General features: G+C 73.8%; 16 protein-coding genes. 11 read left to right on the top strand and 5 right to left on the bottom strand.

The annotated features are described in order from the left end of the window. The first annotated feature begins 94 nt into the window (after positions 1-94). Complete coding sequence (locus tag IE219_RS23430) at positions 95-1,537, top strand: amino acid permease (RefSeq protein WP_229849963.1); 1,443 nt, start codon at positions 95-97, stop codon at positions 1,535-1,537. On the opposite strand, the gene IE219_RS23435 is transcribed toward IE219_RS23430, so the two are convergent. The 3 genes from IE219_RS23435 to IE219_RS23445 form a co-directional block, all read right to left on the bottom strand. Continuing rightward, entirely contained in the window at positions 1,497-2,030 is a 534-nt protein-coding gene (locus IE219_RS23435) for an ATP-binding protein (protein WP_189980707.1), read from the bottom strand. The two genes, IE219_RS23430 and IE219_RS23435, sit on opposite strands and share 41 nt — an antisense overlap. A gap of 259 nt (positions 2,031-2,289) precedes the next feature. Beyond that, positions 2,290-3,111 carry a PaaX family transcriptional regulator gene (locus tag IE219_RS23440; RefSeq protein ID WP_189980709.1) on the bottom strand — a complete coding sequence of 274 codons (822 nt, stop codon included), beginning with the start codon at positions 3,109-3,111 and terminating at the stop codon, positions 2,290-2,292. Positions 3,112-3,120: 9 nt separating this feature from the next. Continuing rightward, entirely contained in the window at positions 3,121-4,821 is a 1,701-nt protein-coding gene (locus tag IE219_RS23445) for an AMP-binding protein (protein WP_189980711.1), read from the bottom strand. Positions 4,822-5,484: 663 nt separating this feature from the next. Here IE219_RS23445 and IE219_RS23450 point away from each other — a divergent pair. The 10 genes from IE219_RS23450 (at position 5,485) to IE219_RS23495 (ending at position 21,207) form a co-directional block, all read left to right on the top strand. Beyond that, a complete protein-coding gene (locus IE219_RS23450; protein WP_189980713.1) occupies positions 5,485-7,041 on the top strand; it encodes an MFS transporter in 1,557 nt (518 codons plus the stop codon). A 390-nt stretch (positions 7,042-7,431) separates the two neighbouring features. Beyond that, a complete protein-coding gene (locus IE219_RS23455) occupies positions 7,432-7,599 on the top strand; it encodes a plantaricin C family lantibiotic (RefSeq protein WP_229849964.1) in 168 nt (55 codons plus the stop codon). Between the two features lie 101 nt (positions 7,600-7,700). After that, entirely contained in the window at positions 7,701-10,676 is a 2,976-nt protein-coding gene (locus tag IE219_RS23460) for a type 2 lanthipeptide synthetase LanM family protein (protein ID WP_189980716.1), read from the top strand. Then, positions 10,676-12,820, top strand: coding sequence for a peptidase domain-containing ABC transporter (locus IE219_RS23465; protein ID WP_189980717.1), 2,145 nt, complete (start codon positions 10,676-10,678; stop codon positions 12,818-12,820). Before IE219_RS23460 ends, IE219_RS23465 begins: the two co-directional genes overlap by 1 nt. 50 nt (positions 12,821-12,870) lie before the next feature. After that, positions 12,871-13,788: an ABC transporter ATP-binding protein gene (locus IE219_RS23470; RefSeq protein WP_189980720.1), complete on the top strand. Its 918-nt coding sequence runs from the start codon at positions 12,871-12,873 to the stop codon at positions 13,786-13,788. Continuing rightward, a complete protein-coding gene (locus tag IE219_RS23475; RefSeq protein WP_189980722.1) occupies positions 13,785-14,522 on the top strand; it encodes an ABC transporter permease in 738 nt (245 codons plus the stop codon). Before IE219_RS23470 ends, IE219_RS23475 begins: the two co-directional genes overlap by 4 nt. Positions 14,523-14,745: 223 nt before the next feature. After that, positions 14,746-14,919, top strand: coding sequence for a class II lanthipeptide, LchA2/BrtA2 family (locus IE219_RS23480; RefSeq protein WP_167346869.1), 174 nt, complete (start codon positions 14,746-14,748; stop codon positions 14,917-14,919). Between the two features lie 245 nt (positions 14,920-15,164). Beyond that, positions 15,165-17,393, top strand: a complete 2,229-nt coding sequence (locus IE219_RS23485) for a peptidase domain-containing ABC transporter (RefSeq protein ID WP_189980724.1) — start codon at positions 15,165-15,167, stop codon at positions 17,391-17,393. Continuing rightward, positions 17,390-20,209: a type 2 lanthipeptide synthetase LanM gene (lanM, locus tag IE219_RS23490; RefSeq protein WP_189980726.1), complete on the top strand. Its 2,820-nt coding sequence runs from the start codon at positions 17,390-17,392 to the stop codon at positions 20,207-20,209. The genes IE219_RS23485 and lanM overlap by 4 nt, the downstream gene beginning before the upstream one ends. Before the next feature lie 41 nt (positions 20,210-20,250). Next, positions 20,251-21,207 carry an LLM class flavin-dependent oxidoreductase gene (locus tag IE219_RS23495; protein WP_189980728.1) on the top strand — a complete coding sequence of 319 codons (957 nt, stop codon included), beginning with the start codon at positions 20,251-20,253 and terminating at the stop codon, positions 21,205-21,207. On the opposite strand, the gene IE219_RS23500 is transcribed toward IE219_RS23495, so the two are convergent. Then, complete coding sequence (locus tag IE219_RS23500; RefSeq protein WP_229849965.1) at positions 21,180-21,716, bottom strand: hypothetical protein; 537 nt, start codon at positions 21,714-21,716, stop codon at positions 21,180-21,182. The two genes, IE219_RS23495 and IE219_RS23500, sit on opposite strands and share 28 nt — an antisense overlap. Next, positions 21,713-22,498: an AfsR/SARP family transcriptional regulator gene (locus IE219_RS23505; RefSeq protein WP_229849966.1), complete on the bottom strand. Its 786-nt coding sequence runs from the start codon at positions 22,496-22,498 to the stop codon at positions 21,713-21,715. Before IE219_RS23505 ends, IE219_RS23500 begins: the two co-directional genes overlap by 4 nt. Positions 22,499-22,732: the final 234 nt, after the last annotated feature.

Genomic DNA, 22,732 nt, shown 5'->3' on the forward strand with positions numbered 1-22,732 from the left:
GATCGCTTCGTTCAGGGGGGTCCGGGCATACATGCCCGGACCCCCCTGACGCATGCACGACCGGACATGCAAGACCAGAGATGAGAACCCCCGCATGTTTTCGCGGATCAAGTCCCCCCGGCAGCTGATCGCCGAATCAGGCGCCGACCTCGAAGGCCACCACCTCAAGCGCACCATGGGCCTCTTCCAGCTCGTGTGCTTCGGCGTCGGGGCGATCGTCGGCACCGGCATCTTCGTCGGCCTCTCCGACAGCGTCGCCGCGGCGGGACCCGCGGTCGTCGTCTCCTTCGTCCTCGCCGCGATCACCTGCGTCTTCACCGCCTTCTCCTTCGCGGAGCTGGGCGGCGCCATCCCGGTCTCCGGCTCCTCGTACTCCTTCGCCTACGCGGGCCTCGGCGAGCGGGCCGCCTTCCTCGTCGGCTGGTGCCTGCTCCTGGAGTACGGCGTCTCCGTCTCCGCCGTCGCCGTCGGCTGGAGCCAGTACCTCGACGAGCTCCTGCACAGCCTCACCGGCCTGCGGATCCCCGACGCGCTCGCCGCCGGACCCGCCGAGGGCGGCGTGATCAACCTCCCCGCCGTCGTCGTCGTCCTGATGGCCGCGACCCTCCTGGTCCGGGGCGTGCGCGAGAGCGCCCGCGCCACCGCCGCCATGTCCGTCCTCAAGATCGGCATCCTGATCGCCTTCTGCGCGATCGGCTTCTCCGCCTTCCAGGCCGGGCACCTGTCGCCGTTCGCCACCGACGGCATGGGCGGCATCACCGCCGGTGCCTCGGTCGCCTTCTTCTCGTACATCGGCTTCGACGCCATCACCACCGCCGGCGAGGAGGTGAAGGACCCGCGGCGGAACATCCCGCTCGCCATCCTCATCTGCATCGGCCTCGTCACCGTGCTCTACTGCGCCGTCGCCCTCGCCGCGATCGGCGCGCTCGGCGCCGACGAGGTCGCCGACCGGCCCGCCGCGCTCTCCGCCGTCGTCGACCAGGTCACCGGCTCCTCGGCGGGCGGCGGGATCATCGCCTTCGGCGCGGTCGTCGCCATCGCCTCCGTCGTCCTCGCCGTGATGTACGGCCAGACCCGCATCCTCATGTCGATGTCCCGCGACGGCCTCATGCCCCGCGTCTTCGAGCGGGTCTCCCCGAAGACCTCCACCCCGGTCGCCAACACCTGGATCGTCGCCGCCGTCTTCGCCGTCCCGGCCGCCTTCGCCCCGCTCGACGTGGTCGTCGGCCTCACCACCATCGGCACCCTCGCCATCATGGTCGTGGTCAACCTCGCGGTGATGGTGCTCCGGCGCCGCGAGCCCGGCCTCGCCCGCTCCTTCCGGGTCCCGCTGTACCCGCTCAGCCCGGTCCTCGGCATCGGCTTCTGCCTCTGCCTCATCTGGGGGACCGGCTGGCACACCTGGGTCCAGTTCGCCGTCTTCCTCGCCGCCGGAGCCGCGCTCTACCAGTTCTACGGGCGCCACCGCTCCCGGCTCGCCGCCGCCGGGGAGCCGGTCAGTCCGGGTGCCGCGGGCCCGGGACCCGGGGGAGCGTGAACCAGACGGCCTTCCCGTCCTCGGTCGGCCGGTGACCGCAGCCGCTGCTCAGCGCACGGATCAGCAGCAGCCCCCGCCCGTGCTCCTGCCACGGGTCCACCTCGGCGTCCGGATCGGGGCAGATCAGCTGCCCCGGGCGGGCCGGGTCCGGGTCGCGCACCTCGATCTGGCAGCCGTCGGGCGCCGCGAACAGCTCCACGACCAGCTCGATCGGGCCCTCGCCCGAGGTGTGCTCCACCGCGTTGGCGACCAGCTCGGCGGTGAGCAGCTCGGCCGTGTCCCGGTCCGGCCCCCCGGGGCCGATCTCGTCGAGCGCGGTCCGCACCAGCGCGCGGGCAACCGGCACGGCGGCGGTGCTGTGGGGCAGCCGGACGCGCCAGGAGGCCCCGGGCCCGGTGGGCAGGCCGCGCGGGACGCGCGGGGCGCCAGGGGTGCCGGGGGCGTCCGGCGGTGGACACGCGGGGTCCTGTGGGGTGTCGACGACATCGGGCATGGGGGCGGGCTCCCTTCGCCTGGAGGGTGGCGGTCGGACCGGACGGACCGGGCACCGGCGACCGAGACGTCCTGGTTTCAACCATAGGAGGCGTACGCTTTCTTCCCAGAGGCGCCCCTCCTTCCTCGCCCGGGACCCAGGTCCCCGCCGCCCCGGGACCTTGGCACGCCGCGCGCGGCCGTCGCCCCCGGCCGCACCCGCCGACCGCCGGGCCCTTCCCGCGCGCCGCGCCCCCGCCGCCTACACGCGCCCCCGCCGCCTACAGGTCCTTCTCGACGCCCCGCACGTACTCCGCGCCGCGCTCCCACAGCAGGTCGTGCAGGGCCGCGAAGACCTCCGCCGAGCGCCGCCCCGGCCAGTCCGCGGGCAGCAGCGCGGCCGGCAGCACCGGGTCCGCGTACGGCAGCCGGCGCCAGGCGTCGAGGGCCAGCAGGTAGTCCCGGTAGGCGTCCTCGTCCGTGCCCGGCCCGGCGCGCCGGGCCGCGAGGACCGGCTCGTGCGCGGCCAGGAACTCCTCGTGCAGCCGGGCCAGGGCGGGCAGGTCCCACCAGCGGGCCACCGCCTCCGCCGTCGCCGCGTACCCCAGGTGCTCGCCGCGGAAGAAGTCCACGTACGGGGAGAGCTCCAGCCGCTCCAGCGCGCGGCGGGTCTCCTCGTAGTGCCGCCCCGGCGCGATCCACACGCCGGGCGCCGCCGTCCCGAAGCCCAGCCGCCCCAGCCGGGACCGCAGCAGGTGCCGCTTGTGCCGCTCGTGCTCCGGCACGGAGAAGACGGCCAGCACCCAGCCGTCCGCCTCCGACGGCTCGGCCCGGGGATGGATCCGCCGGTCCCCGTCCTCCAGGAGCCGCCGGGCGTCCTCGGACAGCGCGTATCCGGCCGCGCCGTCGACGGTCCGGCGGGCCAGCAGCAGCCCGCGCCGCTTGAGCCGCGACACCGAGGACCGCACCGACGGCGCGTCCACCCCGACCGCCCCGAGCAGCCGGACCAGCGCGGCCACCGGCATCGGCGCGTCCTCGCGCGGGCGGCCGTAGGCGCCGTAGAGCGAGACGATCAGGGAACGGGGGGTGTGCTGCTCGGCCACGTGATCATTTTAGGCCGTGGACCGCGCCCCCGACGGCCCCGCGACCGGCCCGTTCCCGTCTTCGCGCCCCCGCGCGCGCAGCCGCCCGCGCCGGAGCTTCCCGGTGGCCGTGCGGGGGAGCACGTCGAGGAAGACGACCTCGCGGGGCGACTTGTACGGGGCGAGGCGGGCGCGCACGAAGGCCCGCAGCGCGGCGGCGGTGGCCGCGTCGCGCGGCACCCCGTCCCGCACCACCGCGTAGGCCCGCACCACCTGGCCGCGCAGCGGGTCCGGGCGGCCCACGACGGCGGCGTCGACCACGTCCGGATGGCCGAGGAGGACCGCCTCCACCTGGGGCCCGGCGATGCTGTGACCGGCCGAGACGATCATGTCGTCGGCACGGGCGACGTACCGGAAGGAGCCGTCCGGCTCGCGCACGCACCGGTCGCCGGTGAGGTTCCAGCCGTCCCGCACGTACGCGGCCTGGCGGGCGTCCGGGCCCGCCCCGCCGTCCTCGGCCAGATAGCGGCAGCCGACCGGGCCGCGCACCGCGAGCAGCCCCGGCCGCCCGTCCGGGACGGGCCGGCCGTCCGGCCCGAGGACGGCGGCCCGCCACCCCGGCACCGGCCGCCCCGCGCTCCCCGGACGGCTGTCGCCGTCGGCGGCGGAGAGGAAGATGTGCAGGAGCTCCGTCGCGCCGACGCCGTTGATCAGCCGCAGCCCGGTCCGGGCGTACCAGCCGGTCCAGACGGACCCGGGCAGGTCCTCGCCCGCCGAGACGCAGCGGCGCAGCGACGACAGGTCGGCGGGCGAACCGCCGTCGAGCAGGCCGAGCATCCCCCGGTAGGCGGTGGGCGCGGTGAAGAGGACCGAGACCCGGTGCCGGCCGATCGCGGCGAGCAGCCGGTGCGGCCCGGCCCGGTCCAGGAGCAGGGTGGCGGCCCCGGCGCGCAGCGGGAAGACCAGCAGCCCGCCGAGGCCGAAGGTGAAGGCGAGCGGCGGGGACCCGGCGAAGACGTCGCCGGGGCGGGGCCGCAGGACGTGCGCCGAGAAGGTGTCGGCGGCGGCCAGCACGTCCCGGTGGAAGTGCGCGCACCCCTTGGGGCGGCCGGTGGTGCCGGAGGTGAAGGCGATCAGGGCGACGTCGTCGGCGGCCGTGTCGACCGCCGCGTAGGGCCGGGCGGTCGCCCGCCGGGCGCGCGCCAGGAGGTCGCCGCCGGTGCCGCCGCCGTACGGGGTGACGGCCAGGCCCGGGACACGGGCGGCGGCCAGCTCGCCGAGCGCGCCCGCCTCGCACAGGGCGTGCGAGCAGCCCGCCGCCCCGGCCAGCGCGGCGAGTTCGGGCGCGCGCTGGTCGACCGGCACGGTGACGGCGATGCCGCCCGCCTTCACCACCGCGAGCCAGCAGGCGGCGAGCCAGGGCCCGGTGGGCCCGCGCAGCAGCACCCGGTTGCCGGGCCGCACCCCCAGCTCGCCGGTGAGCACGTGCGCGATCCGGTCCACCCGCGCCCGCAGCCCGGCATAGCTCCAGCTGCCGCCCTCCCCGTCGAGCACGGCGACCCGCCCCCCGTACCGCTCCGCCCCCCGGTCGAGCAGCTCGGCCGCGCAGTTGAGCCGTTCGGGGTACGCGAGCCCGGGCAGCTCGAAGAGCAGCCGGGGCCACTGGGCGACGGGCGGCAGCCGGTCCCGCGCGAACCCGTCGACATGCCCGGAACCCGCCCCGGCCCTCACCGGCCCGCCCGGCGCCGGTGCCGTTCCTGCCCGCCCCCGGGACGCCCCACCCCGCCGTCGGGGAGTCCGGGCCGGCCCCCGGGCAGCTCCGCCCCCGTCCCTCCGGCGAAGCGGCCCGCGCTTCTCGGGCGTATCGTGTATGTGACGGAGGTCATCGATCCGCGACAGGGCGGGGGTGGCGCGCCGCCGGGTCCGGGCCGGTGGTGACGGCCGGGACGCCGCAGGGCGTTCGGGAAGGCCCACATGCCCGCATTCTCACCTGAACCGGAAGATCCGGCAGGGGCCGCGCGGGACCCCGCCGAGGAGGAGCGAGGAGCCCGCACCGCCACGACCCCCCGAGGAGAAGCGGGGACCCCGCACCGCCACGACCCCGCCGGCACTCGCCCGGGTCGCCGTCCACACCGCCGACGTGGCGGCCTGCCGCGAGAAGGCGGCCCAACCCGGCCGGATCCGGCGGCGGATGGCGGGCCGCGACCACCCGGGGCCGGGGCCGTACGGCTCCGGGGTGAACGGGCCCGCGTCGAGCCCGACGGCTTCGCGGTCCCGGACGGACCGGGCCGCCCTTGATCGACTGGTCGCCCCCAGGGGCCGGGCTTAGTGTCGAAAGGTGGACCGACCGGCCCACGGCCCCTGTGGTGAGGGCGCGACGCGCCATGAACGACCATGACTAGCAGTGCACCGAAGCCGACGACCCCGACCGCTCAGCCGCCGCCGGGCCGCCGCGACGGCAAGGGCATCGCCCTCTTCGTCATCGCCTCCTGCCAGTTGATGGTCGTCCTCGACATCACCATCGTGAACATCGCGCTCCCGCACATCCAGAGCGCCCTGGACTTCTCGACCACCAGCCTCTCGTGGGTGGTCAACGCCTACACGCTGACCTTCGGCGGCCTGCTGCTCCTCGGCGGCCGGGCGGGCGACATCCTCGGCAGACGCCGGGTGTTCGTCTTCGGCGTCCTCCTCTTCGGCCTCGCCTCCCTCTTCTGCGGCCTCGCGCAGAACGAGTGGCAACTCCTCGCCGCCCGCTCCCTCCAGGGAGTCGGCGGCGCCATCGCCTCGCCCACCTCGCTCTCCCTGATCACCACGACCTTCGACGAGGGCCCGGAACGCAACCGGGCCTTCGGCGTCTTCGCGGGCGTCTCGGCGGGCGGCGGCGCGATCGGCCTGGTGGCGGGCGGAATGCTCGTCGAATGGCTCGACTGGCGCTGGATCTTCTTCGTGAACGTGCCGATCGCCCTGCTGATCGCCTTCCTGACCCCCCGTCACGTCAAGGAGTCGGCGCGGCACCCGGGCCACTTCGACCTGGCCGGCGCGCTGACGTCGACGCTCGGCATGGTGGCGCTGGTGTACGGCTTCATCCGCGCCGCGCAGGAGGGCTGGCGCGACCCGTACACGATCGGCTCGTTCTGCGCGGCCGTCGTGCTCCTGGGCCTGTTCGTCCTGGTCGAGCGCCGCTCCCGGCAGCCCATCACCCCGCTGCACATGTTCGCGGACCGCAACCGCGCCGGCACCTACGTGATGATGCTCTGCCTGGCGGCCGCCATCTTCGGCATGTTCTTCTTCCTCACCCTCTTCGTCCAACAGGTCCTCGGATTCAGCCCCTTGAAGGCCGGTCTCGCCTTCCTGCCGGTCAGCGCCATCATCGCGGTCGGCGCGGGCCTCACCTCCAACCTGCTGCCGAGGTACGGCCCGAAGCCCTTCATGGTGACCGGCTCGGCCCTCACCGCCGTCGGCCTCTCCTGGCTGACCCTCACCGACGTGCACTCCACCTACGCCGGCAGCATCCTCGGCCCGCTCCTCGTCTTCGGCATGGGCATGGGCCTGATGTTCGTCTCGCTGACCATCACCGCCCTGTCCAACGTCGAGCAGCGCGAGTCCGGCGCGGCCTCCGGCCTCCTCAACTCCATGCAGCAGGTCGGCGGTTCGCTCGGCCTCTCCATCCTCGTCACCGTCTTCGGCACGGCCAGCCGCAACGAGGCCGAGACCCAGGTCCCCGCCTTCCTCGCCCAGGCCACCCCCCTCCAGAAGGCCCGCTTCGCCGAGACCGGCCAACTCCCCTCCCCCTGGGGCGACCAGGTCCTCACCTCCGGCGTCTCCGCCGGCTTCGTCACCGCCGCCGCCTTCGCCGTCGTCGGCGTCCTCGTCGCCCTCTTCGTCATCAGGATCACCCCCTCGGACATGGAACGCCTCAAGGGCGGCGGGGCGATGATGCCGGGCGGCTGAAACCCGGGAAAAGAATTCGGTCCAGGGGGCTTCCCGCGCGGAAATTGGCCGATCGCATTCGGGCGGCCGATTCCCGCGCATGCCGTGCGCATTCGTCGCGCATACACCGGTGCATGAATTCCGTGGAACTCTCCCTGCATCAAGCTGCCACCGCCGTGGCAGGATTCGGCCACACGTACCAGAGCCGCAGATCAGAGGTGTCGCTCGGGTCGGTCGCGGCCGTGCTCGAACAATTTCCTGAGTATTGGATCCGATCGACGGGTTGTGGACCAGCCAGCGGCCCGCATAGCTTTTGCCCGTCGCTCGGTCGAGCGGCAGACAAAGGGCTGCGGATCCTCCGCGAAAAAGCCCTAGGAAACTTTTCGGCCGGATTGGATGTGAATTCCCGTGATGAACTACGACGGTGACATCTCGCTCATCGAGGAGATCGCCGAGCAGGACTTCGACGGCGTCGCCTACGGCGCGTGCTCGACCAACACGTTCTCGCTCTCCGACTTCCTCGGAAACCACGGCGGCTGGTGCACGCTGACCAAGGAGTGCCAGCCCAACTGCAACTGAGCCCGAGGGCCGGGCACGGACCAGGGGCGGGGAGCGGCTCATGCTCCCCGCCCCCGGCGCAACGTGGAAATCTATCACCATCCGCGCAGGGAGCCGGAGCATTGATCTCGCCCGCGAAGCTTTATCCAGAACTCGACAGTGTCGAGATCCGCGAAACCATCGAGCCCCTCGGCGCCTTCGCGTCCGCCGTCCACGGCACGCTCTCGGCCCCGGCCGCCGCCGCTCCGCAGGCCCCCTCGGCCGCCGCGCTCGCCTGGGCGCTGGAACCGGAGACGTACCCCTTCCAGCACGTGATCCGGCGACTGGCACTCCCGGCGGCCGACCGGCTCCTCCCCGAGGACCTCGCCCGCACCGTGGCCGACCCGGACGCCTTCGCGCGCCAGGTGCTCGGCAGGGCGGAGGCCCGGCTCCGCGACGCGGCCACCCGCACCCTGGTCGCCGCCGTCAACCAGGCGTCCGGCGAGGGGGCGTTGCGCGGGAGCACCCCGGAGGCCCGCTACCAGGACTTCGTCACCCGGGCGTGGAGCGAGGCCGTGGAGCCGTTCCCGGTGCTCCGCTCCGCCGCCGGCCACGTCGTCCGCAACGCCCGCGAGGCCGCGCGCGACATCGTCCGACGGCTCCACGCCGACCGCGAGGCGGTCTCCCGCTCCTTCGGCATCGCCCCCGGCGACCCGCTGCTCTCCATCGGCGGCGCCGACGGCGACTCCCACGCCCACGGCAGGGCGGTCGGCATCCTGACCTTCGCCTCGGGCGCCCGCCTGGTCCACAAGCCCCGGGACGTCTCCTGCGAGGCGGCCTTCGAGACGGTCGTCGCGCACGTCAACGCGGAGGCCGGCTGCGCCCTGCCCGCCGCCCGCACCCTGGTCCGCGACGGCTACGGCTACGTCGAGTACGTCGAGCGGCAGGACGTCGGCGACGACAGCGTGCCCTTCATGCGCGCCTGCGGCCAACTGGCCGCCGTGTTCTACCTGCTGGACGCGCGCGACATGCACTTCGAGAACATCCTGCCCACCCGGCGCGGCCCGGTCGCCATCGACCTGGAGACGCTGCTGCACCCCGCCCGGGTGCACACCGGCCCCACCCGGGAGGCCGAGGGGAACGCGTACGACGAGATCGGCCGCAGCGTCTACGGCATCGGTATCCTCCCGCTGGTCCTGGCCGGCAAGGACGAGGACTCCGGCCACGTCGACCTCGGCTTCCTCGGCGGCGACAACCAGGGCGTCTCCCCGTTCAAGACGATGGTCTTCGAGCACCCCTTCACCGACCGGGTCAGGGTCCACCTCCAGGCCCGCCCGGCCGAACAGCGCTCCACCGTGGTCCGGGAGACCACGGAGCGGGAGATCCACGCCCTCGCCGGGCAGATGGCCGACGGCTTCCGGCAGGTCTGCGAGGCGGTCATGGCCCGCCCCGCCGGATGGACCGGCCTCCTCCGGCGCATCGCGCCCTCCCTGCGCCTCCGCTACATCCACAACCCCACCTCGCAGTACGCGCAGATCCTGCGGATGACGGCCTCCGCCGCCGCCATGGCCGACCCGGAACTCGCCCGCGCCCTGCTCCACCGGATCGCCATCCCCTCCCGGTTCTCCGACCGCCGGCTGATCGGCTCGGAACTGCGGCAGATGGCCGAACGCGACGTCCCCTACTTCACGGTCCCCGCCACCGGCACCGCCGTCCACGACTGCGACGGACGGGACACCGGCGTCCGCGTCGACCGCACCCCGCTCTCCCGGGCCCTCGCCAAGGCCGCCGCGCTCGACGAGCACGTGGTGCGGCGGCAGCTCCGCCTGCTCCACTCGGCCTTCTGCTCCCGCTTCCCCGACAACCACCTCTCCGGCGGAACCCCCTGGAGCGGCCGGGCCGCCGCGGGCGAGCGCACCGGCCTGGAGCGGCTCGCCCGGACGGTCGCCGACGCCCTCACCGCCGGCAGCCTCCCCGACCAGTACGGCCACCTGCCGACCACCTGGATCGGCCCGCTGGCCTCCGCGCAGGCCGCCCGGCCCTGGCCCTCCGGAGTCCTGGGCTACGACCTGTACACCGGCCGCACCGGCCCCGCCCTCGCCCTCGCCGCGGCCGCCGTCCACTTCGGCGACGAACGGTACGCACGGGTGGCCCACGAGGTCTTCGCGCGCAGCGCCGGCATCCTCACCGACGGCCTCTACGAGCTCCGCAGCATCCGGCAGAGCGGCGCCGGCGCCTACACCGGCACCACCGGCCTGCTGTACGCCCTCGCCGAGGCCGGACGGATCCTGCGGGAACCCGGCTGGGTGAAGGCGGCCCAGGACGCCGTACCGCTCGTCGTGGAGCAGATCGGCCCCGGCGACACCCCGGAGGTGATCTCCGGGATCTCCGGCATCGCCACGATGGTCGCCGCCATCGGAGGCGACCACCGCGCCGGCACCCTGGACGCGCTCACCGACCGGCTGCTGCGCCACACGGCCGACCCGACGGGCTCCTGGTGGGAGCAGTCGGGCTTCGCGCACGGCGTCTCCGGCGTCCTGTACGCCCTCGCCACCCTGCGGGACCACGCCGGGAGCCGGGTCGACGAGGCGATCGGACACCTGACGGACCGTCTGGAAGCCTTCTACGTCCCCCGGGAGCGGAACTGGTCCACCAACTCCGCCTTCCCCGACCGGTTCTCGACCGGCTGGTGCCACGGCGCCGCCGGCATCGCCATGGGGCTCTGCGCGGCGGCCTCCCGCACCGGGGACGAACGGGCCGCGGAACGCCTGGAGACGGCCCTCGACCAGACCTTCCGGCAGGGCTTCGGACGCAACCTCACCTGGTGCCACGGCGACCTCGGCAACATCGACATCGTCCGGCGGATCGCCGGCGCCGGCCGCGACCGGGGCCTCCTCGACCGGGGCCTCCTCGACCAGGACCTCCTCGACCGGGCCGACGCCGTCGAGGCGAGCCGCCTCGGCCCGGACGTCATCGCGGAGAAGCTCGCCGACACCGGCTCCCGCTACGCCCACACCGACAGCGCCATGGTCGGCTCCTCCGGAGTGCTGCTGCACCTCCTCGGCCGCCTCGACGGCACCCGGCCCCGGGTGTCGCCGATCTGGCACGGAACCCTCTGATGGGACGCCGGGTCCCGTCCGTCACCCAGGTCACCCAGACCGAGTGCGGACTGTGCTGCTGCGTCGCGGTGCTCGGCCACCACGGCCGCACCGAGGACTTCGCGACCGTACGGGAGGACCTGGAGGCCGGCCGGGACGGTCTCGGCGCCAAGCAGCTCGCGGACTTCCTGCGCTCGCGGGGCATGGATGTCAAGGTGTTCCGGGCCCGGAGCGTGGAGGCCCTGCGGGGCTTCACCGAACCGGTGATCCTCTTCTGGGAGGACTACCACTTCCTCGTCCTGGAGCGCTTCGACGGCACGACGGCCTGGGTGATGGACCCGGCCGTCGGCCGCAGGCGCCTCACCCGCGACGAGCTGGAGGCCGGATTCTCCCAGGTGGTCATCGCCGCCTCCCCGGGCCCCGGCTTCGTCCGGCAGTCCCTCCCCGCCTTCCGGCACTGGCGGTCGCTGCCCCTGGTGCCGGCCGGCGCCGGCCGCCGGATCACCCTGGTCGCCCTGCTGTCCCTCGGCTCCTACGGGGCGGTCCTGGGCATCCCGGCCCTGACCAAATGGGCCGTCGACCGCGACGACGCCTGGAGCGACCTCTCCCAGACGGGCCTGGTCGCGGCGGTCGTCGCGGCCGCCGCGACCGGCTACCTGCTGCTGTGGATGCTGCGCACCGCCGCGCTGGCGGGGCTGATCGCGGTGATGGGCCGCCACCTGATGAGCCACGTCTTCAGAAGGCTCCTCTCCCTGCCCTTCAAGTTCTTCGCCACCCGCCAGCCCGGCGAACTGCTGTTCCGCCTGAACACCGTCAACAGCGTCCGGGACCTGCTCTCCTCGCGGATCGCCCAGGGCGTCCTCGACGTGGGGACGCTCGCCTGCATCGGCGCCTACCTGTTCGTCACCGAATGGCGCATCGGCCTCCTCGCGCTCGGGCTGCTCCTGCTGAACGCCGGCGTCCTCCGGCTGAGCCGGCACCGCGTGAAGGAGGTGACGGACACCGAACTCGCCCTGCTCTCCCGCTCCCAGTCCACCCAGCTCGACGCCGTCGTCTCCGTGCCCACCATCAAGATGGGCGGCTACGCCGACCGGTTCGCCGACGAATGGGAGGCGACCTACCGGGCCTCGCTGGACGCCCTGCGCGCCCGGATGCGGATCCAGCAGGGCTGGATCGCCGGGGTCGCCGCCACCACCCAGATGTTCGGCCCGCTGGCCCTGCTCCTCGCCGGCCTGCACTTCGTGTCGCGGGGGACCGTGACCGTCGGCTCCGCCATCGCCGTCCAGGCCGTGGCGGGCACCTTCTTCGCCCTGAGCAGCTCCGTCTTCCAGATGCTGACGGAGATCACCGAGACCTCCCGCTACGTGAGCCGGCTCAGCGACATCACGGCCCACGAGAGCGAACCGGAGGGCGGCCCCCTCACCGAACTCCCCGACGCCTCGATACGGCTCCGGGACGTGTCGTTCCGGTACACCCGGCACAGCAGGCCGGTGCTCGACGGCCTCTCCCTGGAGATCCCGGCCGGCGCGAAGGTGGCGTTCGTCGGCGCGTCCGGGTCCGGCAAGTCCACCGTCGGGCGCGTCGTCTGCGGCCTCCACCGGCCGACCGGCGGCACCGTGGAGTTCTGCGGCCGGCCCATGAGCGACTACCGGACCGACTTCCTGCGCGGCCGGATCGGATACGTCCCCCAGGAGGTGCACCTGCACAACCGGACCGTCCTGGAGAACCTGACCCTGGGCCAGTCCCTCGACGAGGCCACGGTCCGGGAGTACTGCGCGGCCGTGGGCATCCTCGACTTCGTCGACGAACTCCCCATGGGGCTGCGGACCCTGGTGTCCGAGATGGGCGCGAACTTCTCCGGCGGCCAGCGGCAGCGCCTCGCCATCGTGCGGACCCTGCTGCAACGGCCGCGGATCATCGTCATGGACGAGGCGACCGCCTCGCTCGACACGGTCAACGAGCGCCGGGTCTCCCGGATCATCGCGGAGACCGGCGCCACGCAGATCGTCATCGCGCACCGCCTCGCGACGATCCAGGACGCCGACCTGATCCACGTCCTCGACCGCGGCCGGATCGTGGAGCGGGGCACGCACGAGGAACTGCTGGCCCTGGACGGGGTGTACGCGGGGCTGTACGCGGAGCCGGTGGCGACCCGGACCGGGTGAGACCGGCGGCGGACAGGGCCCAGTCCCTCCGTAGAACGAAAGGTGCAGTGATGATCGAGGTCCGGAACCTCACCAAGCGGTACGGCGCGAAGACCGCCGTGGACGACCTGTCGTTCACCGTGGCCCCGGGGAAGGTGACCGGGTTCCTCGGCCCCAACGGCGCCGGCAAGTCCACCACCCTGCGCATGGTCCTCGGCCTGGACGAGCCCACGTCCGGCCGGGCCACCGTCTGCGGCGTCCCCTACCGCGACCTGGCCCGCCCCCTGACCCGGGTGGGCGCGCTGCTCGACACCGGGGGCGCCCATCCGGGCCGCACCGCCCGCGACCACCTGCGGGTCCTCGCCGCCTCCCACGGCCTGCCCGCCGGCCGGGCCGACGAGGTCCTGGAGCAGGTCGGCCTGGCCGGGGCGGCCCGGCAGCGGGTGCGCGGCCTCTCCCTCGGCATGGGCCGGCGGCTCGGCGTCGCGGCGGCCCTGCTCGGCGACCCCGAGGTGCTGGTCCTCGACGAGCCGGTCAACGGGCTCGACCCGGAGGGCGTCCGGTGGATCCGGGAGCTGATGCGGGCGCTGGCCGCGCGGGGCCGGACGGTGCTGGTCTCCTCCCACCTGATGAACGAGATGGCGGTGACCGCCGACCACCTCGTGGTCGTCGCCCGGGGCAGACTGCTCGCGGACACCTCCGTGGACGCCTTCGTCGCCGCCCACTCGGACGTCACCGTCCTCGCCCGGGTGTCGGACCCGGAGGGCATGCGGCGGGCGCTGCGGGAGCGCGGCATCGAGTCCGCGCGCCGGGACGACGCGACGCTCGCGGTCAGCGGCGCCTCGGCGGAACAGGTCGGGCGCGTCGCGGGCGCCGAGAACATCACCGTGCTCGGGCTGACCGAATCCGGCAGTTCGCTGGAGGAGGCGTTCATGAGGCTCACCCGGGAGCACGCCGAATACCGGGCCTCTACCGGAGGGATTCGATGAAGCACGCAGTGGCCGCCGAATGGGTCAAACTGACGACCCTGCGGTCCCCGAAATGGTCCTTCGCGGTCTATCTCGGCCTGATGGTCGCGCTGGCATGCGTCTACGGGACCCTGTCCGGCGAGAAGACGCTCACGGCACCGGGATTCGACCCGGTGGGCCTCGGGCTCTCGGCCGTGCCGCTCGGGGCGATCGTCCTCGTGGTCATGGGGATCCTCGCGGTCACGGGCGAGTACGCCTCGGGGTCGATCAGGACCAGCCTGCTGGCCGTCCCCGACCGGGCCCGGTTCTACTACGCCAAGGTCGGCCTGGTCAGCCTGGCCGGCGGAGTGCTGGCGGTGGCCGGCGTCGTACCGGCCTTCCTGATCGTGCAGTACGGCATCGGGGAGCACGCGGCGCCCGCGGCGGCGGCCACGGTGGGCCACGTCCTGGGCGCGGTGCTGTACACGGCGCTCCTGGTGGCGTTCTCCATGGGCGTGGCGACGCTCCTGCGCTCCGGCGCGGCGACGCTCTCCCTGCTGCTCCCGCTGTTCTTCATGCTCTCCACGATCCTGAGCAACGTCCCGGTGGTGGGCGAGGCGGCGCGGTTCCTGCCGGACGTCGCCGGGGCGCGGGTGCTCAGCGGCGCGGAGCCCGAAGGGGCCCTCGGGCCGTGGACGGGGCTCGGCGTGCTCGCCCTGTGGACGGCCGGCGCGGTGGGCGCCGGCCGGTGGGCGACCGTGCGGCGCGACGTCTGAGAAGGCTCCGCGACGAGGCCCCCGCGCGCACGCGCGGGGGCCTCGTCGCTTTTCTCTTTGAATTCCGGTGTGTGCGCCCGGTGTCGCCAGGTCTATGCGTTCGGCGAATGCGGGGAGGACAGGATGGGATCGTCCTCCGGAGACGGAGGACGGCGCGTTCGGGATTTCGGAATTCGAGTAATTCCCGGACGTTTTCCATTCGTTTCCCACGAAGGAGAAGACCATGGAGAAGATGCAGGCCGACGTCCTCGGCGGCTACGACGAGTTCGAGCTCGTCGAGATGGGCGAGGCGGACGTGTACGGCGGTACGACCTGGAGCTGCGCCATCGTCACCGCCGTGGCGACCCTGGTGTCCGCCTCCGCCTGCCCGACCACCAAGTGCACCAGCCAGTGCTGAACCGCCTGGCGGCTCTGATACGCGCGGCCGGCTGAGCCGGACCGCACCGTCGGCCAACGCCGGACGGGGCGGGCCGGGCCGGTCCGGGGTCCCACGACCACGGACCCGCCCCCGCTCCTCCGCCCCGTCCGGCGTCCCGGCCGCGCGACACCCCTCCCCCTTCCCGCCCGACAACCCACGACCCACGACCCGGAGGTGCGGTAGCCATGGGCGCTCGCCCGGAAACACGCCGGACCGCGCGACGCGTGCCGGCCGTCACCCAGGTCGCCCAGACCGAGTGCGGTCTCTGCTGCTGCGTCTCCCTGCTCCGCTACCACGGACGGGACGAGGGCGTCTCCGAGGTCCGGGAGGACATGGACGCCGGACGGGACGGCCTGAGCGCCCGCCAGCTGTCGCGGTTCCTGGAGTCCCGCGGCATGCGCAGCCGGCTGCTGAGCGCCCGGAGCGTCGCCGCGCTCACCCGCTTCACCTCGCCCGTGATCCTCTTCTGGGACGACCACCACTTCGTGGTCCTGGAGAGCTTCGACGGCGAGCGGGCCGTCGTCATGGACCCGGCCGTCGGCCGCCGCCGGCTCACCGGGGACGAACTCGCCGAGCACTTCAGCGGCGTCGTCGTCACCGCCGAGCCCGGACCGGAGTTCCGCCGGCTGCGCCGCCGGCCCTTCGCCGACTGGCGGACGATGCCCCTGCTGCCCGAGGGCGCGGGAGGCCGGATGGCCGGGGTCGGCGTCCTCTCCCTGGCCGCCTACGCCGCGGTCCTCGGCATCCCGGTGCTCACCGAGTGGTCCGTCGACCGGTTCTCCGGCTGGACGGAACTCGGCGACCACCTGTGGGTCATCGGCATGGTCGTCGGCGCCGCCCTCGGCTACTACCTGCTGCACCTGCTGCGGATCGTGCTGCTGTCCTCGCTGGTGTCCCTGCTCGGACGGCACCTGATGGACCACGCGTTCAGCCGGCTCCTGTCGCTGCCGTACCGCTTCTTCACCACCCGCCAGCCCGGCGAGCTGCTCTTCCGGCTCGGCAGCGTCAACGCCGTCCGCGACATGCTCTCCTCCCGGGTGGCCCAGGGCGTCCTCGACATCGGCACCATGGTCTGCGTCAGCGGCTACCTGCTGCACGCCGAATGGCGGCTGGGGCTGATCGCGCTCGTCCTGGTGGCGGCCAACGCCGGCTACCTCGCCACCACCCGGCAGCGGGTCCTCGAAGCCGTGGACATGGAGATCACCCACCTCGGCCGGAGCCAGTCGCTCCAGCTCGACGCCATCGTCTCCATCCCGACCATCAAGATGGGCGGTTACGCCGACCAGTACCTGGAGACCTGGCGCGAGACCTACGCCGAGTCGCTGGAGGCGATGAAGGCGCGGATGCGGCTGCAACAGGGCCGGGTGTCCGGGGTCGCGGCCACGATCCAGATGTTCGGGCCGCTGGTGCTGCTGCTCGCCAGCCTGTACTTCGTGGGCCGCGGGACCATCACCATCGGCGGGGCGATCGCGGTGCAGACCGTCTCCGCCACCTACTTCGCGATCTCCACCTCGGTCTTCCAGGCGTACGCCGAGTTCACCGAGACCAGCCGCTACATGTCCCGGCTCAGCGACATCACCCGCACCGAGCCCGAGGGCCCGGGCGGCGAGCTGAAGGAACCGCCGTCCCCCTCGGTCGAGCTGGACCGGGTCTCCTTCCGCTACACCCGGCACAGCGAACCGGTGGTCCGCGACGTCACCATGGACATCCCGGCCGGCGCCCGCGTCGCCCTGGTGGGCGCGTCCGGCTCGGGCAAGAGCACCCTCGCCCGGATCGTCTGCGGGCTCCACGAGCCCACCTCCGGCGCGGTGCGCTTCGGCGGCCGGGACGCCGCCGCGTACGACCGGGACTCCCTGCGCCGGGTGATCGGCTACATCCCGCAGGAGGTCCACCTGCACAACCGGTCGATCCTGGAGAACCTCACCCTGGGCCAGGACATCCCCGAGGAGACGGTCCGGGAGTTCTGCCGGGAGGTCGGCATCCTGGGCTTCCTCGACGACCTGCCGATGGGCCTGCACACCCTGGTCGCCGAGATGGGCGCCAACTTCTCCGGCGGCCAGCGGCAGCGGCTCGCCATCGTGCGGACCCTCCTGCAACGGCCCTCCATCCTCGTCATGGACGAGGCCACGGCCTCCCTGGACACCGTCAACGAACGCCGGGTGACCCGGCTGATCGAGAGCATCGGCGCCACCCAGATCGTCATCGCGCACCGTCTGTCGACCGTCGAGACCGCCGATCTCATCTACGTCTTCGACCAGGGCCGGATCGTCGAGCAGGGAACACATTCAGAACTGATGGACGGAGGCAGCGTGTACCGGGATCTGTACGCGGCGACGGCCGAGGAGAACGGCCCCACGCCCGAGGACGGCGGCCCGATCGCCGACGGGACCGGCCTCGCGGCCGGGACGGCCGGCCGGACGGCCGAACTGCTGGCGGGAGGTGCCGGGGCATGAGCGAGAGCGCGGTGGCCGTCGAGGCATTCCTCCCCTTCTACACCCATGTGGCACCCCGCGCCGAGGTCGCCCGGGAGCTCGGCGGACCGCTGCTGCGGACCGCCGCCCCGGACCGCCGCGACACCGTGGTGGACCAGGCCCACGACGCCCTGCTGCGGATGGTCGAGACCCAGTCCTACCGGGCGCTCATCGGGGCCTTCCACACCTTCCGCGAGGGCCTCGGCCTGCCGATGGAGTCCGGCACCGACACCGCCCTGCGCCGCTTCACCGCCCACCTGGCGGAGCCCGGCGTCCCGGCCGCCCTGCTGGCGAAGTACCCGGTGCTCCAAGGCCGGCTGGCCACGATGCTGGCGAACTCCCTCGACGCGTACCGGGAGTTCCTCACCGCCTTCGCCGACGACCGGCCGCTCCTCGCCGAAGCCGGCCTCCTCGGCGACCCGGACGGCGGCGGCAGCCTGCTGGCCGGGCTCTCGCCCAGCGGATCCGACCTGCACAACGACAACCGCCAGGTGCACATCCTCCACCTGGCCGACGGCACCCGGCTGGTGTTCAAGCCGCGGCCGCTCACCGCCGACGACTTCGTCCGCGACGTGTACCGGGCGGTCGATCCGCACCTGGAGCACTCGCTGTCCCGCTGCGTCCCCCGCTCGCTCACCGTGGGCACGCACGGCTGGCAGGAGTTCACCGTGCCCGCCCCCATGACGGAGGCGGACCAGCCGGGCCGCTACTTCTACCGGATCGGGGCGCTCGCGGTGCTCTTCGGCGCCATCGGCGCCACCGACCTGCACGACGAGAACCTGCTGGCCCGCGGCGAGCACCCGTGCGTCATCGACACCGAGACCATGCTCCGGCCGGACGCCGGCGTCGGCGACGTCGAACTCCCCGACGTGCTGATGAACCACACCAAGCTGTCCGTCGCCTCCACCATGCTCGTGCCGATGGTGAACCCGACCTCGCCGGTCGACTTCATCATGGCCGGCGTCGGCGTCGCGGGCGACCAGCAGTCCGCCATGACCAGCGCCGTGATCCGCGACCCCGGCACGGACGCCATCGCCGTCTCGCGGGAGCCGTTCAGCTACCGGCAGGGCGACAACGTGCCCCGCGTCGACGACCGGCACCTGGCCGCCACCGACTGGTTCGACGCCATCCTGGCCGGCTGCCGCGCCGCCCTGGGAGCTCTCAGGGACGGCGCCGTCACCCGCGTCATCGACGCCCACCCCGAGGTCCCGGTCCGGCTGCTGCTGCGCTCCACGATGATCTACGGACGGTTCGCCGACGCCTCCACGCACCCGAAGTACCTCACCGACCCCCAGGAGGCCGAGCGGCTGTTCGGGCTCCTGAAGATGCACCAGGACTACCTCTCCCCGGAGGCGGAGCGCTTCGCGTCCGAGCAGGAGCGGGCCTCGCTGCGCGTGGGGAACGTGCCCTACTTCGTCACCCGGGGCGACTCCGACGCCCTCGGCACGGTCACCGGCTCCACCCCCGGGGTGTACGCGGCGACCGCGTCCGACTTCGCCCGGCGCGGCGTCGCCCACAACGCGGCCCGGAGCGACGCGTACCACCACTTCCTCCTGGAGGAGTGCTTCGGCGAGCTGTGCGGCGAGGACACCCCCGGCGGGCTCTCCGCCTCCGGGGTCTTCGGCGGGCGGCTCCTGGACGAGGCCGGGACCGGCGGCTGGTGGCGGGGGATCGCCGCCCGGATCGCCGAACTGCGCGTCCCCGCCACCGGCCCCGACGGCCGGGAGGAGTGCGGCTGGGTCGGCGGCATCGGCCCCGACCGCGACGCCTCCACCATCACCCCGGGCAACTTCGTCTCCTTCCACGACACGGCCGGCGTGGCCGCCTTCCTGGGCCGCGCCGCCGCCCGCGACGCGGACCTCGCCGCCCCGGCCGGCAGCGCCGACCGGGGGCTCACCACCCTGCTCGACCGGTACGGCGAGGCGCTGCTGCAACGCCCCGAGTCGGTGTTCACGGGTGCCGCCTCGCTGCTCCTCGTCCGTCCGGAGGACCCGGCGACCGAGTCCGCGCGGCTGGCCGGCCTGCTCGCGGCCCTGGAGGAGCGCGCGACGGAGGGCGAGCTGGAGACCGACCTCTCCAACGGCCCGGCCGGACTGCTGATGGTCCTCCTCGACCGCCTCCGCCGCGACGGCTCCGCCCTCCCCGCCGACACCGCCACCGTCGAGCGGCTGACCGACCTGACCCTGTCCCACCTGGGTCTCGAACGGGAGGCCCACTGGTCGGACCTGGCCCACGGCGAGCTGGGACTGCGCTGGGCGGCCGCCCGCACCGGCTCCGTCCTGGGCCTCGAACGGCCCGCCAAGGAAGCCGCGGACTGGCTGATCGACCACTGGGAGCGCGACGGCCTCCCGGACGAGCACGGCTGGTGCAAGGGCGCCGCCGGCCTCCTCCTCGCCGGCTCGGAGATCCTCGCCGCGGCGGGCCGGACGGAGTGGCTCGCCGGGCCCCGGCTGGCCGGAGCGCTCCGCCGGGCGACGGCCCTGCCGGCCGGCCGCGCGGTGGACCTCTCCGCCTGCCACGGCAGCAGCGGCGTCGTCCAGTGCCTCATCGGCGCGGGCCGCACCCTGGAGCGTCCGGAGCTCTACGAGCGGGCCGCCGCCCACCAGGGCGAGGTCCTCGACCGGATCCGCGAGGACGGCTGGTTCACCGGCGCGGCGGGCCGGACCTCGCTGATCGGCTACATGCTCGGCTGGGCCGGCGTGGGCGACACCGACCTGATGCTCGACGCCCTCCTCGGCGGCGCCGACCCGGCCGGACTGCGCCTCCCCCTGGAGCTGTCCGCCCCCTCCCGGGGCTGACCGCCCCTCCACCGTTCCCCCTCGTCGAAAGGGCTGCCGGGATGCGGCACTCGATCCTCCTCCCCGTCAACGCCACCCGTCCCGAGCAGGTGATCCCCTTCGCCAACCTCGTCCGGTGGGGCGGCGCGGCCCGGCTGTGGCAGGGGCAGGGCCTCGTCCTGGAGAGCCACCAGATCGTGAACTGGCTGGCCGGGGCCGGCATCAGGGTGTCCGCCGGCTTCGGCGTCTCCCTGATGCCCTACCGCTCGCCGTACAACGCGGCGGTCGAGGCCCGGTCGGTGGCGCTGGCCACCGGGCACGAGGTGGTGGCCGGCTACGGTCCGGGCTCGCTCGCCGCGCAGACCTGCGCCATGGGGCGGCCGTACGCCGGCCAGCTCACCGCCTGCCGGGAGTACCTCACCATCGTCCGGGACCTCCTCGACGGCGGGATCAGCGACCGCGAGGGGGAGTACTTCTCCGCCAAGGCGCAGCTCCTGCCGTTCCACAGGCCGGAGGTGTCGCTGGGCCTGGGCGTGCTGCGCGAGCGGATGGCGGGACTCGCCGGAGAGCTGGCCGACACGGCCATCACCTGGCTGGCCTCGGCGGCCTACCTGGAGGAGGTCCTGATCCCGGCGCTGCGGGGCGCGAAGGAGCGGCGCCCGGAGGAGCCCGCCAAGGTCGTCGCGTACGTCCCGGTGGCGCTGGCCGGCCCCGACCGGGACAGGGAGAAGCTGCTGAGGGCGACCGTCGGGGGGCACATCCAGTTCCCCCATTACCAGGCCGCCCTGCGGCGGGCCGGAATCCGGATCACCGGCGACGGCGGGGCCGACGACGTCCGCGCCCTGGTGGACGGCGGGATCTTCCTCCACGGGACGGCGGAGGAGATCCACCAGCGGCTGGACGCCTACCGGGCGATCGGCGTGGACGAGGTGGTCCTCAACGTCACCGGGGTCGCCGCCGTGCACGGACCCCGGGCCGCCGCGTCCGACCTCTACGAACTCCTGAAGGCCGCGCCCTGACGGGACTCCCGCCGGGCCCGCTCCAGGTCGCGGGCGAGATGGGCCCGGCGCCGGCCGTTCACGCGGCGGCTGCGCCGGTCCTCGGGCGTGCTGTACATCAGCTGGGTGTGGAAGTAGTTCACGTGCTCCAGAACGGCGAAGAGGGCGAACAGCAGGCCCGGGACGCTCCCGGTGCCGGGGTCCTCGACCACCATGAGCGCGGTCAGCGGCACGCCGAGCCCGAGCAGCACCGTGTTCGCCGTCCGGGCGGCGGCGAACCAGGCCGCCCCCGGCAGCGGCGCCCCGGCACCGGCGGACAGGGTGCGGAGTTTGACCGTCCAGTACGCGGCGCCTTCGAGGAGGAGCAGGACGACGAGACCGAACCCGAGGAGGTTCGCGGCGGTCGCCGGCACGCCGGCCACCCCGAACCAGACGGCCGTCTGCAACGGGACGTTGACCAGTTCCCCGGCCGCGAGCGAGAGGAGCCGCCGCCTGGCCCCGGCCCTGCCCGGCAGGACCCCGGCCCTCACCGGCGCGCCATCTCGGCCACCAGGCGGTGCGCCCGGTCGGTGTCCCAGGACAGGGCGGCGGCCCGGATGGCCTCCACCCCGGGAGGGACGTCCAGGCCCAGTTCGTCGGCGAAGACGGCCTGACATCGCCCGACCACGCCCAGCGCGCCCGCCACGTCGCCCTGCGCGCAGTAGGTGGCGGCGAGCAGCTGCCACAGCTTCTGCCGGTAGGGGGCCTCGGCGAGGACCGTCTCGATGCGGTACGCCAGCATCTCGGTGCGGTGGCTGAGGAGGGAGGCGGTGAAGAAGTCCTGACAGGCTTCGAAGCGGGTGTTGCCGAGGCCCACGGTGTGCGCGTGGAACCACCGGGTGGCCGGGAGCCGCTGGCCGAAGGGGCCGCGCCAGAGGGCGAGGGCCTCGTCCAGGACGTCGACCGCCGTCTGGTGGTCGCCGGCGGCCAGCAGTTCCCGGCCCCGGCGGGCGAGTTCCAGGAAGCGCGCCAGGTCGAGTTCGGCCGCGTCGACGGTGAGGGCGTACCCGGTCTCCGCGCCCCGGCTGGTGGTCAGCCGCTCGCTCAGTCCCGGCCGCGCGGAGTCCAGGCCGCGGCGGAGTCCGGTGAGGTGGCTCCTGATGTTGGCCACGGCGGAGCTCGGCGGCTCGTCCCACAGCAGCTCGGTCAGCTCACCCATGCCGACGAACTGTCCCCGGCGCAGCAGCAGCGCGGTGAGCAGGGCGCGGCGGGCGGCCGACTGTATCTCGGCACCGCCCGCGATTCTCACAGGACCCAGCAGTCGGAAAAGCATCTGGCTCTGTCACCTCTCGTGTGGGTGCTGAGGCGTGGACCGGCCCGGACCGACGGGGGATCGCCGCCGACGGCCCGTGTGCCCCGGCGGCGTGTGATCGGCACCACGCCTGCCTCGGGGCCGAATATGGCAGTGCCTCCGGCGGGGAGGAACAAGACCCGCTGGCCGCATCCGGCCAACCCGGTGCAGCATCCGGCCCGTTCGGGTGTTTCCCGAGGATCTCACGGCGCGGGC

Source organism: Streptomyces termitum (assembly GCF_014650175.1).
GTDB lineage: Bacteria > Actinomycetota > Actinomycetes > Streptomycetales > Streptomycetaceae > Streptomyces > Streptomyces termitum.